The organism is Streptomyces prunicolor (assembly GCF_045162825.1).
Taxonomy (GTDB): Bacteria; Actinomycetota; Actinomycetes; order Streptomycetales; family Streptomycetaceae; genus Streptomyces; species Streptomyces prunicolor.
Map to the genome: position 1 here is coordinate 1,531,715 of NZ_CP108676.1, position 15,111 is coordinate 1,546,825.

Annotated in this window: 13 protein-coding genes; 7 read left to right on the plus strand and 6 right to left on the minus strand. The window is 69.8% G+C overall.

Translation table 11 applies throughout. The features are described 5' to 3' along the window. Positions 1–2 precede the first annotated feature (2 nt). The 4 genes from OG588_RS06900 to OG588_RS06915 form a co-directional block, all read right to left on the minus strand. Positions 3–1,208 carry a sensor histidine kinase gene (locus OG588_RS06900; RefSeq protein ID WP_405946509.1) on the minus strand — a complete coding sequence of 402 codons (1,206 nt, stop codon included), beginning with the start codon at positions 1,206–1,208 and terminating at the stop codon, positions 3–5. A 67-nt stretch (positions 1,209–1,275) separates the two neighbouring features. Continuing rightward, positions 1,276–2,988, minus strand: a complete 1,713-nt coding sequence (locus OG588_RS06905; protein WP_405946510.1) for a cation acetate symporter — start codon at positions 2,986–2,988, stop codon at positions 1,276–1,278. Positions 2,989–2,992: 4 nt separating this feature from the next. After that, positions 2,993–3,352 (minus strand): hypothetical protein, encoded by a 360-nt coding sequence (locus tag OG588_RS06910; RefSeq protein ID WP_405953064.1) that lies wholly within the window; start codon positions 3,350–3,352, stop codon positions 2,993–2,995. A gap of 2 nt (positions 3,353–3,354) precedes the next feature. Next, positions 3,355–4,104: a LytR/AlgR family response regulator transcription factor gene (locus OG588_RS06915; RefSeq protein ID WP_405946511.1), complete on the minus strand. Its 750-nt coding sequence runs from the start codon at positions 4,102–4,104 to the stop codon at positions 3,355–3,357. 77 nt (positions 4,105–4,181) lie between these two features. Here OG588_RS06915 and OG588_RS06920 point away from each other — a divergent pair, with 77 nt between their 5' ends. The 3 genes from OG588_RS06920 (at position 4,182) to rocD (ending at position 6,844) form a co-directional block, all read left to right on the plus strand. Then, entirely contained in the window at positions 4,182–4,685 is a 504-nt protein-coding gene (locus OG588_RS06920) for an Lrp/AsnC family transcriptional regulator (RefSeq protein WP_366094184.1), read from the plus strand. 123 nt (positions 4,686–4,808) lie between these two features. Continuing rightward, positions 4,809–5,621, plus strand: a complete 813-nt coding sequence (gene ddaH / locus OG588_RS06925; protein WP_405946512.1) for a dimethylargininase — start codon at positions 4,809–4,811, stop codon at positions 5,619–5,621. Further along, positions 5,618–6,844 carry an ornithine--oxo-acid transaminase gene (gene rocD, locus OG588_RS06930; protein WP_405946513.1) on the plus strand — a complete coding sequence of 409 codons (1,227 nt, stop codon included), beginning with the start codon at positions 5,618–5,620 and terminating at the stop codon, positions 6,842–6,844. The genes ddaH and rocD overlap by 4 nt, the downstream gene beginning before the upstream one ends. A gap of 237 nt (positions 6,845–7,081) precedes the next feature. Here rocD and OG588_RS06935 read toward each other — a convergent pair whose 3' ends face one another. Next, a complete protein-coding gene (locus OG588_RS06935; RefSeq protein WP_405946514.1) occupies positions 7,082–7,321 on the minus strand; it encodes a hypothetical protein in 240 nt (79 codons plus the stop codon). Positions 7,322–7,780: 459 nt separating this feature from the next. On the opposite strand from OG588_RS06935, the gene OG588_RS06940 reads away from it, so the two are divergent. The 4 genes from OG588_RS06940 (at position 7,781) to OG588_RS06955 (ending at position 13,306) form a co-directional block, all read left to right on the plus strand. Beyond that, complete coding sequence (locus OG588_RS06940) at positions 7,781–9,082, plus strand: EfeM/EfeO family lipoprotein (protein WP_405946515.1); 1,302 nt, start codon at positions 7,781–7,783, stop codon at positions 9,080–9,082. Then, complete coding sequence (efeB, locus tag OG588_RS06945; protein WP_405946516.1) at positions 9,079–10,299, plus strand: iron uptake transporter deferrochelatase/peroxidase subunit; 1,221 nt, start codon at positions 9,079–9,081, stop codon at positions 10,297–10,299. Before OG588_RS06940 ends, efeB begins: the two co-directional genes overlap by 4 nt. A gap of 205 nt (positions 10,300–10,504) precedes the next feature. Continuing rightward, a complete protein-coding gene (locus OG588_RS06950) occupies positions 10,505–12,382 on the plus strand; it encodes a phospholipase C (protein WP_405946517.1) in 1,878 nt (625 codons plus the stop codon). Positions 12,383–12,586: 204 nt separating this feature from the next. After that, positions 12,587–13,306: a lysophospholipid acyltransferase family protein gene (locus tag OG588_RS06955; protein WP_405946518.1), complete on the plus strand. Its 720-nt coding sequence runs from the start codon at positions 12,587–12,589 to the stop codon at positions 13,304–13,306. 108 nt (positions 13,307–13,414) lie between these two features. Here the strand turns inward: OG588_RS06955 and OG588_RS06960 are convergent, their stop codons facing one another. After that, the gene (locus OG588_RS06960; protein WP_405953065.1) at positions 13,415–14,995 is read right to left on the minus strand and encodes an alpha/beta hydrolase; all 1,581 of its coding nucleotides are present in this window, start codon (positions 14,993–14,995) and stop codon (positions 13,415–13,417) included. Positions 14,996–15,111: the final 116 nt, after the last annotated feature.

Genomic DNA, 15,111 nt, shown 5'->3' on the forward strand with positions numbered 1-15,111 from the left:
CGCTACGGCTCACTCCGCCGGCTCGCCGAGTGCACGCCCGGCTGGTACTTCGGCAGCCGGGCGGTGATCTTCATGCCCGCTCCTACGGCGGTCTCGATGACGAGGCCGTAGTCGTCGCCGTAGACCTGGCGGAGCCGGTCGTCGACGTTGGACAGGCCGATGCCGCCCGAGGGGCTGACCTCGCCCGCCAGGATGCGGCGCAGCAGGTCGGGATCCATGCCGGTGCCGTCGTCCTCGATGACGACGAGTGCCTCGGCGCCCGCGTCCTGTGCGGTGATGCTGATGTGGCTCTTGTCGGCCTTGCCCTCCAGGCCGTGTTTGACGGCGTTCTCGACGAGCGGTTGCAGGCAGAGGAACGGGAGCGCGACCGGCAGTACTTCGGGGGCGATCTGCAGGGTGACCGAGAGGCGCTCACCGAAGCGCGCCCGGACGAGTGCCAAGTAGTGGTCGATGGCGTGGAGTTCGTCGGCGAGGGTCGTGAAGTCGCCGTGCCTGCGGAACGAGTAGCGGGTGAAGTCGGCGAATTCCAGGAGCAGTTCACGGGCGCGCTCCGGGTCGGTGCGGACGAACGAGGCGATCACCGCGAGCGAGTTGAAGATGAAGTGCGGGGAGATCTGGGCCCGAAGTGCCTTGATCTCGGCCTCGATCAGGCGGGTGCGGGACTGGTCCAGATCCGCCAACTCAAGCTGTACGGAGACCCAGCGGGCGACCTCTCCGGCGGCCCGGACGAGGACGGCGGACTCGCGCGGGGCGCAAGCGACCAGCGCGCCGTGGACCCGGTCGTCGACGGTGAGCGGGGCGACCACCGCCCAGCGCAACGGGCAGTCGGGGGCGTAGCAGGTGAGCCGGAACGCCTCGCCGCGGCCGGTCTCCAGGGGGCCCGCGAGGCGTTCCATGATCTCGGCGCGGTGGTGGTCGCCGATGCCGTCCCAGGCGAGGACCTGCTTCTGGTCGGTCAGGCAGAGCGCGTCGGTGCCGAGCAGCGTACGCAGTCTGCGGGCCGAGCGGCGGGCTGTCTCCCCGGTGAGGCCGGCGCGCAGCGGGGGTGCGGCGAGGGACGCTGTGTGCAGGGTCTGGAAGGTGGCGTGCTCGACGGGGGTGCCGAGCCCGCCGAGGCTCTCGTGCCGCGCGGTGCGCCGCCCGAGCCAGAAGCCGGCGGTGAGCAGGGGGAGTACGGCGACGCAGAGGCCGGCCAGGAATCCGCTCATGTGGCCGTCTCCGTAGGGCAGTTGGGCGATCCGTTCACGGTGTCGCGAAGGCTCCCTTTGGTTTTCGTCACGCCTTCACCTCCGCCCGCAGTTCCTCCGGCAGATGGAACCGGGCCAGGATCGCCGCCGTCCCCGTCGGCACCCGGCCCGGGGTCGCCAGCGACACCAGCACCATCGTGAGGAACCCCAGCGGCACCGACCAGAGCGCGGGCCAGGCGAGCAGGGCGTGCAGCGGGCCCGTGCCCGGGAAGCCCGCCATGGTCGCGGCCACCGCGACGAACGCCGACCCGCCGCCGACCAGCATCCCGGCCGCCGCACCGGGCGGGGTGAGCCGGGTCCACCAGATGCCGAGGACCAGCAACGGGCAGAAGGAGGACGCCGACACCGCGAACGCGAGTCCCACGGCGTCGGCGACGGGCAGCCCGCCGACCAGCACGCTCGCCACCAGCGGTACGACCATGGCGAGGACCGTGCCGAGCCTGAAGTGCCGTACCCCGCGCGACGGAAGCACGTCCTGGGTGAGGACCCCGGCCACGGCCATGGTCAGCCCCGACGCGGTGGACAGGAACGCGGCGAAGGCGCCGCCCGCGACCAGCGCGCCGAGCAGATCGCCGCCGACTCCGCCGATCATGCGGTCGGGCAGCAGGAGTACGGCCGCGTCGGCGTCGCCGGTGAGGGTGAGTTCGGGGGTGTACAGGCGTCCGAGGGCGCCGTAGACGGGCGGGAGGAGGTAGAAGGCGCCGATCAGGCCGAGGACGGCGACCGTGGTGCGGCGGGCGGCGACTCCGTGCGGGCTGGTGTAGAAGCGGACGACGACGTGCGGGAGGCCCATGGTGCCGAGGAAGGTGGCCAGGATGAGGCCGTACGTCGCGTACAGCGGGCGTTCCTCGCGGCTCGCGGCCAGCGAGGTCGACATGCCGCCGTTGGTGCCGCGGTCGGCGACGGGCACCGGTGCGCCCTTGGCGAAGGTGAGGCGGGTGCCGCGTTCGATGTGGTGGGTGCCGGTGGGGAGTTGGAGCTTCGTCGCGTCGTGTACGTGGCCGTCGACCTTGCCGGTGACCGTGACCGTGAGGGGTCCGTCGATCCTGAGGTCGAGCGTCTCGTCGACCCGAACTGCCCGCTGTTCACGGAACGTTGCCGGTTCCTCGAAGGCGCGTCGGGGTGCTCCGTCGCTCTGCCAGGCGAGGACCAGGAAGAGGGCGGGGACGAGCAGCGCGGTGAGCTTCAGCCAGTACTGGAAGGCCTGCACGAAGGTGATGCTGCGCATGCCGCCGGCCGCGACGGTGGCGACGACCACGACGGCGACGATCAGGCCGCCGAGTGAGTCGGGCGCGCCGGTGAGGACGGTCAACGTCAGCCCCGCGCCCTGGAGTTGGGGCAGCAGGTACAGCCAGCCGACCCCGACGACGAAGGCTCCCGCGAGGCGTCGTACGGCGTGCGAGGCGAGGCGGGCCTCGGCGAAGTCGGGGAGGGTGTAGGCGCCGGAGCGGCGCAGCGGGGCGGCGACGAACAGCAGGAGCACCAGATATCCGGCGGTGTAGCCGACCGGGTACCAGAGCATGTCGGGGCCCTGGACCAGGACCAGTCCCGCGATGCCCAGGAACGAGGCGGCGGAGAGGTATTCGCCGCTGATCGCGGCCGCGTTGAGGCGGGGGCCGACCGTGCGGGAGGCGACGTAGAAGTCGGAGGTGGTGCGGGAGATGCGCAGGCCGAAGGCGCCGACGAGGACCGTGGCCACGACGACGAGGGCCACCGCCGGTACCGCGTAACTGGAGTTCACCGGGTCAGCGGTCCTCGACGAGGCGGACGAAGTCGCGTTCGTTGCGTTCGGCGCGGCGCACGTACCAGAGGGCGAGGAGGACGAGTGGGGCGTAGAGGCAGAAGCCGAGGACCAGCCATTCGAGGCGGTGGGAGTCGGGGGTCGCCGCGAAGACGAGGGGCAGCGGGCCGACCAGGAGGACCAGGACCCCGAACACCGTTAGGGCGGCGCGGAGTTGGGTGCGCATGAGGGAGCGGACGTAGGTGTGGCCGAGGGTGGTCTGTTCGTCGATCTCGGTGCGGGGGCGGGAGTAGCCCGAGGCACGGCGGGTGCGGCGGAGCGGGCCGGTGACGACAACCCTGCGTTCGGTGGGGTCTTGGGGCATCGTCATGATCTCCGCATCAGCAGGTCCCGCAGTTCGCGGGTGTGGCGGCGGCTGACCTGGAGTTCCTCGCCGCCCACGAGAACGCTCACCGTCCCTGCGTCCAGGCGGAGTTCGCCGATGTGGCGGAGGGCGACGAGGTGGCGGCGGTGGATGCGGACGAAGCCGCGGGCGCGCCAGCGATCCTCCAGGGTGGACAGCGGGATGCGGACGAGATGGCTGCCCCGGTCGGTGTGCAGGCGGGCGTAGTCGCCCTGGGCCTCGACGTGGGTGATGTCGTCGACGGTCACGAAGCGCGTGACGCCGCCGAGTTCGACGGCGATGTGGTCGGGGTCGGGTTCGTGCACGGGTATCCGCGGTGCGGAGCCGCCGAGTTCGGCGGCCCGGCGCACGGCCTCGGCGAGCCGTTCCTTGCGGACGGGCTTCAGGACGTAGTCAACTGCCTTGAGATCGAAGGCCTGTACGGCGAAGTCCTCGTGCGCGGTGACGAACACGACGAGCGGCGGCTGCGCGAATCCCGTCAGCAGCCGTGCCATGTCGAGGCCGTCGAGGCCGGGCATCTGGATGTCCAGGAACACCACGTCGATGGCTTCCGGTCCGTCCGGGCCCGATTCCAGGGCCCTGTTGATGCGGCGCAGCGCCTCGGTCGCGTCGCCCGCGCCCTCCGCGCTGCCGATGCGTGGATCGGCGTTGAGCAGGTACAGCAACTCCTCCAGCGAGGGGCGTTCGTCGTCGACGGCGAGGGCGCGCAGCATGAACGTGGAGTCTAGGAGCAATTCGTACGCCTGGACATGTGCCGGGCGTGGACGTTCGCGCTGGATACAGTGCGGGCATGAGCAGCAGGACCACTCCGTTCGACGATCTCGACCGCAAGATCATCACCGCGTTGATGGCGAACGCCAGGACCAGTTTCGCCGAGATCGGCGCGGCCATCGGGCTGTCCTCGACGGCGGTGAAGCGGCGCGTGGACCGGTTGCGCGAGACGGGTGTGATCACCGGGTTCACGGCGACGGTGCAACCGTCCGCGCTCGGCTGGCGCACGGAGGCGTACGTGGAGGTGTACTGCGAGGGCGCCGCGCCCCCCAGGCGGCTCGCGGAGGTGGTGCGCAACCATCCGGAGATCACGGCGGCGATGACGGTGACCGGGGGCGCGGACGCGCTGCTGCACGTACGGGCGACGGATGTGGACCACTTCGAGGAGGTCCTGGAGCGCATCCGGCAGGAGCCGTTCATCCGGAAGACGATCAGCGTGATGGTGCTGTCCCACCTCCTCCCGGAAAGCCCGGAGGCGGGCGCCACCCACCCCGCACCGGAGAGCGCACCAGACGTGCGCTGAAGCCGCCAAAGACGCAGCATTCCTGCGCAGACACGCAGCCTTCATCGCTTGTCGCGCGTATTGGTCTCTTCCTACCGTGGTGTCAACCCCAGTCGTCATCAAAGGAAGCGGAGGGACCCCTCTGTGCCCGACACCCGTGTGCGGCGCCGGCGGCGCTTTCTCGTCTGCGAACCCAGACACTTCGCCGTGCAGTACGCGATCAATCCCTGGATGCATCCCGATGCCCAGGTCGACGTGGACCTCGCCCAGGAGCAGTGGCAGACGCTGATCAGCGCCTACCGCTCCCACGGCCACACCGTGGACACCCTGACCCCGGTGGCCGGCCTCCCGGACATGGTCTTCGCCGCGAACTCGGCGGTCGTCGTCGACGGCCGCGTCTTCGGCTCCCTCTTCCACGCGCCCGAGCGGCGTCCCGAGTCCATCCACTACGACACGTGGTTCAAGGCGGCGGGCTACGACGTCTACCGCCCCGAGTCCGTGAGCGAGGGCGAGGGCGACCTGATCCCGACCGGCCGCTATGTGCTGGCCGGCACCGGCTTCCGTACGACCCGCGAGGCCCATCGCGAGGTGCAGGAGTTCTTCGGCGTCCCGGTGATCAGCCTGACGCTGATCGACCCGTACTTCTACCATCTGGACACGGCGCTGTTCGTGCTCGACGAGGACAACATCTGCTACTACCCGGACGCGTTCTCGCCGGGTAGCCGCGAGGTGCTGGCGCGACTGTTCCCCGACGCGGTGCTCGCGACCCGTGAGGACGCGATGACATTCGGCCTCAACTCCGTGTCGGACGGCCTGCACGTCTTCATCGCGCCCCAGGCCGAGGCACTGGCCTCGCGCCTCGCCGACCACGGTTACGTCCCCGTCCCCGTCGACCTGTCGGAGTTCCACAAAGCCGGCGGCGGCATCAAGTGCTGCACCCAGGAGATCCGCTCATGACCGCACCCGCCAGTGCCCGTACGTCCGCCGACCTCATCCGCGCCGAGGAGCCGGTCCTCGCGCACAACTACCACCCGCTGCCGGTGGTCGTCGCCCGCGCCGAGGGCACCTGGGTGGAGGACGTCGAGGGCCGCCGCTACCTCGACATGCTCGCGGGCTACTCGGCCCTCAACTTCGGTCACCGACACCCGGTGTTGATCGAGGCCGCCCACCGCCAGCTCGACCAGCTGACCCTCACCTCCCGCGCCTTCCACAACGACAAGCTCGCCGAATTCGCCGAGCGGCTCGCGGAGTTGACCGGGCTCGACATGGTGCTGCCGATGAACACCGGCGCGGAGGCGGTCGAGAGCGGCATCAAGGTGGCCCGCAAATGGGCCTACGACGTGAAGGGCGTCCCGGCCGACCAGGCGACCATCGTCGTCGCGGCGGAGAACTTCCACGGCCGTACGACGACGATCGTCAGCTTCTCGACGGACGAGACGGCGCGGGCGGGCTTCGGTCCCTTCACTCCCGGTTTCCGGATCGTGCCGTACAACGACCTCGCCGCGCTGGAGGCGGCGGTCGACGAGACGACGGCGGCGGTACTGATCGAGCCCATCCAGGGCGAGGCCGGGGTGATCATTCCGGACGCGGGCTATCTGGCCGGTGTGCGTGAACTGACCCGCCGCAAGGGCTGCTTGTTCATCGCCGACGAGATCCAGTCGGGGCTGGGCCGCACGGGCCGCACGCTCGCGGTCGAGCACGAGGGTGTCGTGCCGGACGTACTCCTGCTCGGCAAGGCGCTGGGCGGTGGGATCGTGCCGGTGTCGGCGGTGGTCGCGCGCCGAGAGGTACTGGGGGTACTGCGCCCGGGCGAGCACGGTTCGACGTTCGGCGGCAACCCGCTCGCCGCGGCGGTCGGCACGGCGGTCGTCGAACTCCTGGAGACCGGTGAATTCCAGCGCAGGGCAACGGAGTTGGGTGTCGTGCTGCGCGACGGACTGACCGAGCTGGTCGGCAAGGGCGTGGTCGGTTTCCGCGCGCGGGGCCTGTGGGCGGGCGTCGACGTCGACCCGGCGATCGGCACGGGGCGCGAGATCAGCGAACGGCTCATGCGCGGGGGCGTGTTGGCCAAGGACACCCACGGCTCGACGATTCGACTGGCGCCGCCGCTGACCATCACGGCGGACGAACTCCGGTCGGCCTTGGGCACGTTGGAGAAGGTGCTGACGCAAGGGGCGTGAGTCCGCGCGAGCTGTCGGGGTTGGCTGGATCGACGGACGGGGGTCGGTGGTCGGTCCAGCCAGGCCCGCAGGGAGGCGGGTAACTCCCCTGCGGCAGCGTCCACTTACCGGCCGCGCTCTGCTCCGCAGGAAGGCACTGGCCCGAGAAACGTGAGGTGTGGGGCTCGGCTGGATCCACGCACGGAGGTCGGTCCAGCCGCGCCCGCCGGGATACGCGTAACTCCCGTACGACAGCGGCTACTTACCCGCAGCGCCCTGCTCCGCAGGAGTACCGGTACCGGTACCGCTGTCGGCCAGAGCGGCCTGGGCGAGGAGGCGGCGGGCCAGGTCGCGGGCCTCGGCGACGGTCAGTGAGGCCCAGAGTCCGGGCTCGCCGCGCACGACCGGGCCCACGTCCAGGGTGACCCGGCTGATCGGCCGTTCCGGGATCGCCAACAGCAGTCGCTTCACCGCGACCTGTCGGCCGCAAGTAGTCACCAACGGTGCTTCACCTGACGGCGGGAGCGGCTCCTGCCCTGACCGATTCATCTCCTCCACGACCCTTCCCTGAGTACCCGGCGAGGTATCAGGAGCAGCGCCGAGCGGGCCCGGGTTGTTCCCGGGGACCGGCTGTCGCCACCCGTTCGGTCCGACGGCGACGGGTGCCCACGCCCTTGCACCACTCGCAGCACTCGCAGCACTCACAGCACTCACAGCACTCACAGCACTCACAGGGAGCGTCGACCTCGGTCTCACCGCAGACCCCGACCGGCCGTAGCCCACCGTGCACCCCTGCACACCGCACCGTGGCGGTCACGGACCGTCCGGTGAACCCCGGGCGAATTCTCGCCCGCCCTCCGGTCAGAACAGAGTCAAGGGACGCGGTGGGGGCCATAGCGCCCTCATAAGATCGCTGGTACCGCCATCTTTCGTACGACTCCCCTCTGGAGGCCCGGCGTGCCCGAAACCGCGCGCGGCGCCGAAGCCGATGCCGAGCCCGGTCCGACACCGGCCTCGGAGCTGACCCCGCCCACACCCGAACCCCGTACCGACCAGCCCCGTACCTCCCGCCGCCGCACCGTGCTGCTCGCGGCCGGTGCCCTGGTCGCCGTAGCGGCGGTGGGAGCCGGAGTGCTCACGGCCCGCGGCGCCGGATCGGACGGAAAGGCCACCGCTGCCGCCGGCGGGCTCCCGCACACCACCGTCGAGGTCGCGACCTCCGGGTGCGGGAGTGGCTGGACGCACCCGCAGGCCGGCCACCAGGTCTTCGAGCTGCACAACACGTCCAGTACGGCGGCCGAGGTGTATCTGACCGACGCGAAGACCGGTGCGGTCTACGGCGAGGTCGAAGGGCTGGCGCCGGGGACCGTCCGGCCGCTCGGAGTCACCCTCGGGAACGGGTCGTACGCCTTCAAGTGTCTGCCCGACGACGCCGACGCCGTGAGCGGACCCACCGTGCGGATCACCGGCTCGAAGGTGAAAAGCGGACCGGCCGCTGTGCCGATCACCCAGCAGGAGCTGATCCCGCCGACGCTCGCCTACCAGAAGTGGATTCAGGCCCGAACCGTCGAACTCGCCCGGAAGACCGACGTGTTGCGGGCCGCCGTCGATCGAGGTGACCTCGCCGCCGCCCGGAAGGCCTGGCTGCCCGCGCATCTCGTCTATGAGCGGATGGGCGCCGCCTACGGCACGTTCGGCGACTCCGACGGGGCGATCAACGGCACCACGGCCGGGCTCGCTGACGGGGTGCACGACGCCGGGTTCACCGGGTTCCACCGGGTCGAGTACGGGCTGTGGCACGGCGAGTCGGCGAGCGGGCTGCGCGGTCCCGCCGATCAACTCGCCAAGGACGTCCACGCGTTGGAGACCAGCTGGCCCGCCCAGCGGATGGATCCGGCCGACACCGGTCTGCGTGCGCACGAGATCCTGGAGAACACCGTGCAGTTCGAGCTGACCGGCCGCACCGACTACGGCAGCGGGACCAATCTGGCCACCGCCCGCGCCAATCTCGACGGCACCCGCGTGCTGCTCGGATACCTGGGCCCGCTGCTGAGGACGCGTGACGCGGGGTTCGCTGAACTCGGCGACTGGATGGACCGGGCGCAGCACACCCTGGACGGCCTCGACCGCTCCGGAAAGTGGACACCGCTCTCCCAACTCTCGCGTCCGCAGCGGGAGAAGGTCGACGCCGACCTCGGTGGACTGGTCGAGCGGCTGGCCGACGTGGCCGCCCTCACGGACGTACGGAGGACCGCGTGAAGCGCGGATACGAGGTGGGCCGCCGGGGTTTCCTGGCGAGTGCGGCAGCTGTGGCCGGTGGCGGTCTTGTCGCCGCCGATCGCGGTGCCGCCGCGGCTGCCGTGCAGACGCCGGCCACGACCGTCCCCTTCCACGGAGTTCATCAGGCCGGGATCGTCACCCCGGCGCAGCGCGCCACGGCGTTCGTGTCCTTCGACACCACTGCCGAGGACAAGTCCGAACTCACCGACCTGCTCAGGACGTTGACCGACCGGGCCCGTTTCCTGACCGCCGGTGGCAGCCCGGCCGACCTGGGCATCACCGCCCCGCCCGCCGATTCGGGCACGCTCGGCCCGGACCTCCCCGCCGACCGGCTGAGCGTCACGGTCGGCGTCGGGGCGTCCCTCTTCGACGAGCGCTATGGGCTCGCGAAGCTCACACCCCGTCGGCTGACCGCGATGCCGTCGTTCCCCGACGACGATCTCAACTCCGCCTGGTGTCACGGCGATCTGAGCGTGCAGTTCTGCGCCGACAGCGCGGACACCGTGCTGCACGCGCTGCGCGATGTCACCCGGCACACGCGCGGCGGGCTCCAAGTGCGGTGGCGGACGGACGGGTTCATCAGTCCGCCGCGTCCCTCGGGCACCCCGCGCAACCACCTCGGCTTCAAGGACGGCATCGCCAACCCGGAGGTGACCGACGCGCGCGCGATGAACGACCTTGTGTGGGTGGGCAGTAGCGGCGGCGAACCGGACTGGGCGACCGGCGGCAGCTATCAAGTCGTAAGACTCATACGGATGTTGGTGGAGTTCTGGGACCGGGTCTCGATCACCGAGCAGGAGCGGATGTTCGGCCGCGCCCGGGACACCGGCGCCCCGCTGGACGGGCGGCACGAGAAGGACACCCCGAACTTCGCGCAGGACCCGCAGGGCGATGTGATCCCGCTCGACAGCCACATCCGGCTCGCCAACCCGCGCACCACGCAGAGCGCGGACCAGCGCATCCTACGTCGCGGCTACAACTACGACCGGGGCATGGACAGCAACGGCAACCTCGACATGGGGCTGCTGTTCTGCTGCTACCAGCAGGACCTGGCCCGGCAGTTCGAGAACGTGCAGAAGCGGCTGGCCGGTGAACCGCTGGTCGACTACATCTCGCCGTACGGCGGCGGCTACTTCTTCGCGCTGCCCGGGGTGCGGGACGCGTCCGACTGGCTGGGGCGCACCCTGCTGACCTGAGGCACCTCAGACTCGCGACAGCGCCGATCTGAGACACGGGTCAAGAACAGGCCAACAGACCATGAGAATTTCCTGACCGGACATTCGCTCTCACGTCATTGCCGCTCCCCCGCCCCGCCGTCACCATTGCCCAGGCTACGGCGGTAGGTGCCACGGCCATGGACGGTGTGGCAGCAGAACCACTGCTCCCGGAAGGCGAGACAGCATGATCGGCAAAGGAAGAAACCCCGGTGCACGGCGCCGGTTGACGCGCGTGGGCGCCCTGCTCGGCGCCGCGGCCCTGGCCACCGCGGGCGGGGCGGTCCCCGCGTCGGCGGCCTCGAACGGCCATCAGCCCTCGGGCGGCACGCACACCTCGACGCCGATCAAGCACGTGGTCGTGATCTACGACGAGAACATCTCGTTCGACCACTACTTCGCCACCTACCCCCAGGCCGCGAACACCGACGGCACGAAGTTCAAGGCCGCGGCGCACACGCCGAAGGCCGACAACCTGCTCAACGCCGGGCTGCTGAAGAAGAACCCGAACCTCTACACGCCGACGCGGCTGAGCAGTTCGCAGGCGATGACCTGCGACCAGAACCACTCCTACGGCCCCGAGCAGTACGCGGCCAACGGCGGCAAGGCCGACAAGTACGTCGAGAACACCGAGGTCAACAAGTGCACGGGCCTCTTCGGTGAGCCCGGCCTGGTGATGGACTACTACGACGGCAACACCGTCACGGGCATGTGGAACTACGCCCAGCAGTACGCCCTCAACGACCGTTCGTTCAGCTCGAATTACGGTCCCTCGACGCCCGGCGCGCTGAACCTGATATCGGGTCAGACGCACGGCGTGATCTCCGTCGACCCTGCCTCCGGCACCGAGAACCCGAAGCAGACGACGACCCCGGACTCGTACGCCGTGGTCTCCCCGAACGCCAAGGGTGTCGGCACGGTCATCAACGACCCCGACCCTGCCTTCGACGACTGCTCCGACAAGGACCACACCGCGACCAGCGCGCTCGCGGAGATGCAGGGCAAGAACATCGGTGACCTGCTCAACTCCAAGAACGTGAGCTGGGGTTGGTTCCAGGGCGGCTTCCGGCCCAGCACCGCGTGGGACGGCAAGAGCGGTGACTACGCGCAGTGCGCCGGCACCACCCACACCAACGTGGGCGGCGCGGCGTCGGAGGACTACAGCGCGCACCACGAGCCGTTCGAGTACTACAAGTCGACGTCGAACCCGCACCACTTGGCGCCGAAGTCCGTCGCCGAGATCGGGCACAACGGCCGGGCGAACCACAACTACGACCTGACCGACTTCGACGCCGCGCTGAAGGCCGACAACCTTCCGGCGGTGAGCTTCCTGAAGGCGGCCGAGTACCAGGACGGGCACGCCGGTTACTCGGACCCGACCGACGAGCAGAATTTCCTGATCAAGGAGATCAACGCCCTTCAGAAGTCGCCCGAGTGGAAGTCGACGGCGGTCGTGCTCGCCTACGACGACTCCGACGGCTGGTACGACCACGTCTCCGCGAAGGTGCTCAACGGCTCGAAGGACTCGACCGTCGGCTCCAACAGCAAGGCCACGGACAGCCCGGCCTGCCAGGCGGGTCCGGCCGCGAAGGGCGGTTACGCGGACCGCTGCGGTCCCGGTACCCGGCAGCCGCTGCTGGTCATCTCGCCGTACAGCAAGGTCAACAAGATCGACCACACCGCCACCGAGCAGGCGTCGATCACGCAGTTCATCGAGGACAACTGGCACACCGGCCGCATCGGTGACGCATCCTTCGACCAGCGGGCCGGCACCCTCGGCGGCATGTTCGACTTCCGGCACCCCAACAACAAGCAGGTGCTGCTGAACGCGAACGGCTCGGTGAAGTCGGTGAAGCGGATCCCGCACTACACGCAGACGTCGTCGACGGCCACGAAGGCCCCGTACCCGGCGTACGTCCAGGACCTGAAGGCGCAGAACGTCGCCGCCAGCAGCGACTCCTCCACGGCTCTGCCGGTCGCGATCGGCGCCGGTCTGCTCACGGCGGTGGGAGCGACCACGGCGTTCGCCGTGTACCGCCGCAGGACGCGTACCGCGTCCCTGTAAGTCACCGTGAACGGGGGCTGGTTGGCCCCGTACCGAGGGCGGCGAGGATGATCTCCTCGCCGCCCTCGGTCGTGTCGGCGGCGACCTGATCGCCCCGGTTCCGCCCAGCGGCACCTGCCCCTACACTGGCAGCTCACGAGGTACCGGGTGACCTGCGAGAACAGGTCGGTCGAGCCGACCCGCCGGAGTGAGGAGCGACCCCCCTTGTTCTACTACCTCCTGAAATACGTCATTCTGGGGCCTTTGCTCCGGCTGACCTTCCGCCCCCGGATCGAGGGCCTGGAGCACATACCGGAGGAGGGCCCGGCGATCGTCGCCGGCAACCATCTGTCGTTCGCCGACCACTTCCTGTTGCCGGCGGTCCTCAAGCGCCGGATCACCTTCCTCGCCAAGGCCGAGTACTTCACCGGCCCCGGCATCCGCGGCCGTCTCACCGCGACCTTCTTCCGCAGCGCGGGCCAGATCCCGGTCGACCGCTCCGGCAAGGAGGCGGGTCAGGCCGCGATCCGCGAGGGCCTCGGCGTCCTGAGCAAGGACGAGCTGCTCGGCATCTACCCGGAGGGCACCCGCTCCCACGACGGCCGCCTCTACAAGGGCAAGGTCGGCGTCGCGGTCATGGCGCTGACGGCCCAGGTCCCGGTCATCCCCTGCGCGATGATCGGCACCTTCGAGGCCCAGCCCCCCGGCAAGGTCATCCCCAACATCCACCCCGTGACGATCCGCTTCGGCAAGCCCCTCGACTTCTCCCGCTACGAGGGCATGGAGAACGAGAAGGCGATCCTGCGCGCCGTCACCGACGAGATCATGTACGCGATCCTCATGCTCTCCGAGCAGGAGTACGTCGACCAGTACGCGGCCGTCGCCAAGGCGGAGCAGGCGGCCGCGGCGAAGGAACGCAAGTTCCCGCGCCTGCCGCTGAGTTGAGACCCCGAGAGTCCTGAGTCGATGTGAGTGAGGGGCGGCCGGTTCTGAACCGGCCGCCCCTCACCACGTACAACTACTGCCTACGACTTGCTGTTTACGACGTGCTGCTTACGGCACCGGCGTCGCGTGCGGGGTGCACGTGAAGTCGGCCTTGTCGAGCTTGCCGGTCAACAGGTAGGCGTCGACACGGGAGTTGATGCACGGGTTGACCAGACCGGTCACACCGTGCGAACCGGCGTCCTTCTCGGTGATGAGCCGGGAGCCCTTGAAGCTCTTGTGCAGGACGACCGCGCCCTCGTACGGCGTGGCGGCGTCGCGCTGCGACTGCACGATGAGGACGGGCGGCAGACCCTTGCCGGTCTTGACCTTGACCGGGGACTGCTGCTTGACGGGCCAGGTGGCGCACGGCAGGTTCATCCAGGCGTTGGACCAGGTCAAGAACGGGTACTTCTTGTTGAGCGCCGTGTTGTCCTTGTCCCACTTCGCCCAGCTGGTGGGCCACTTGGCGTCGGTGCACTCGACGGCCGTGTAGACGGCGTTGCCGTTCTCCGAGGAGATGTTGCCCGCAGTGTCCGACATGTCGGGCGAGGCCGCGTCGATCAGCGGCTGGGGGTCACCGGCGACGTACTTGCTGAACGCGGTGGCGACCGGCACCCACGAGGAGTCGTAGTACGGGGCGCCCTGGAAGAAGCCGAGCAGCTCGGCCGGACCGACGACCCCGCCGAGCGGGCTCTTCTTGGCGGTGGCGCGCAGCTGGAGCCACTTGGCCTGGACGGCGGCACGGGTGGTGCCGAGGTGGAAGGCCGCGTCGTTCTTGGCGACCCAGTCCTCCCAGTCCTTCCAGCGGCCCTCGAAGGCGACGTCCTGGCCCAGGTTGGCCTCGTACCAGATGTTGTCCTGCGCCGGGTTGACGACGCTGTCGACGATCATGCGGCGGAGGTGGCTCGGGAACAGGGTGCCGTAGACGGCGCCGAGGTAGGTGCCGTAGGAGACGCCCAGGTAGTTGAGCTTCTTCTCGCCGAGGGCGGCGCGGATGACGTCGAGGTCGCGCGCGGTGTTCGGCGTGGTCATCTGCGCGAGCATGGTGCGGCCGGTGCGCTTGGCGCAGCCGTCGGCGTACTCACGGGCCAACTTGCGCTGGGCGTTCTTGTCGGCGGTGCTGTCCGGTACCGGGTCCGCCTTGGGCGCCTTCACGAACTCCTGCGGGTCGATACAGGAGATGGGCGCCGAGTGGCCGACACCGCGCGGGTCGAAGCCCACGAAGTCGTACGCCTTGGACGTGTTGACCCACAGCGGGTTCTTGGTGGTGACCCGGAGCGGGAAGCGCATTCCGGAGCCGCCCGGCCCGCCGGGGTTGTAGACGAGCGCGCCCTGGCGCTCCGCCGCGGTGCCGGTGCTGACCGCACGGTCGACGGCGAGTTTGATCTTCTTGCCGTTCGGCTTGGTGTAGTCGATCGGCACGGTGACCCAGCCGCACTGGACCGGCTTCGCGAAGCCCCAGTCGGTGGGGCAGTCCTGCCAGTCGATCCCGGCCTTGGCGGCGCGGGCGGCGGTGAGCGCGGCGCCCTGGGCCGCCGCGCGGTCCTGCCCGTACCCGGCGCTCTGGTTGGTCTGCGCGTTGGCCGCGGGTGCCACCACGGCGCCGGCTATCAGTGCCGCCGCCGCGAATCCGGCCGAACCGAACGCCATCACCCGGCTCTTCGGTTTGTTGTGCCTCAAGTGGGCCCCTCCCCGTACATCGTTGCGAAATGGTCTCGGAGGATCCTCGCGGCTGTGAGCCGTCTGAGAACAGAGGCGGTTGACCT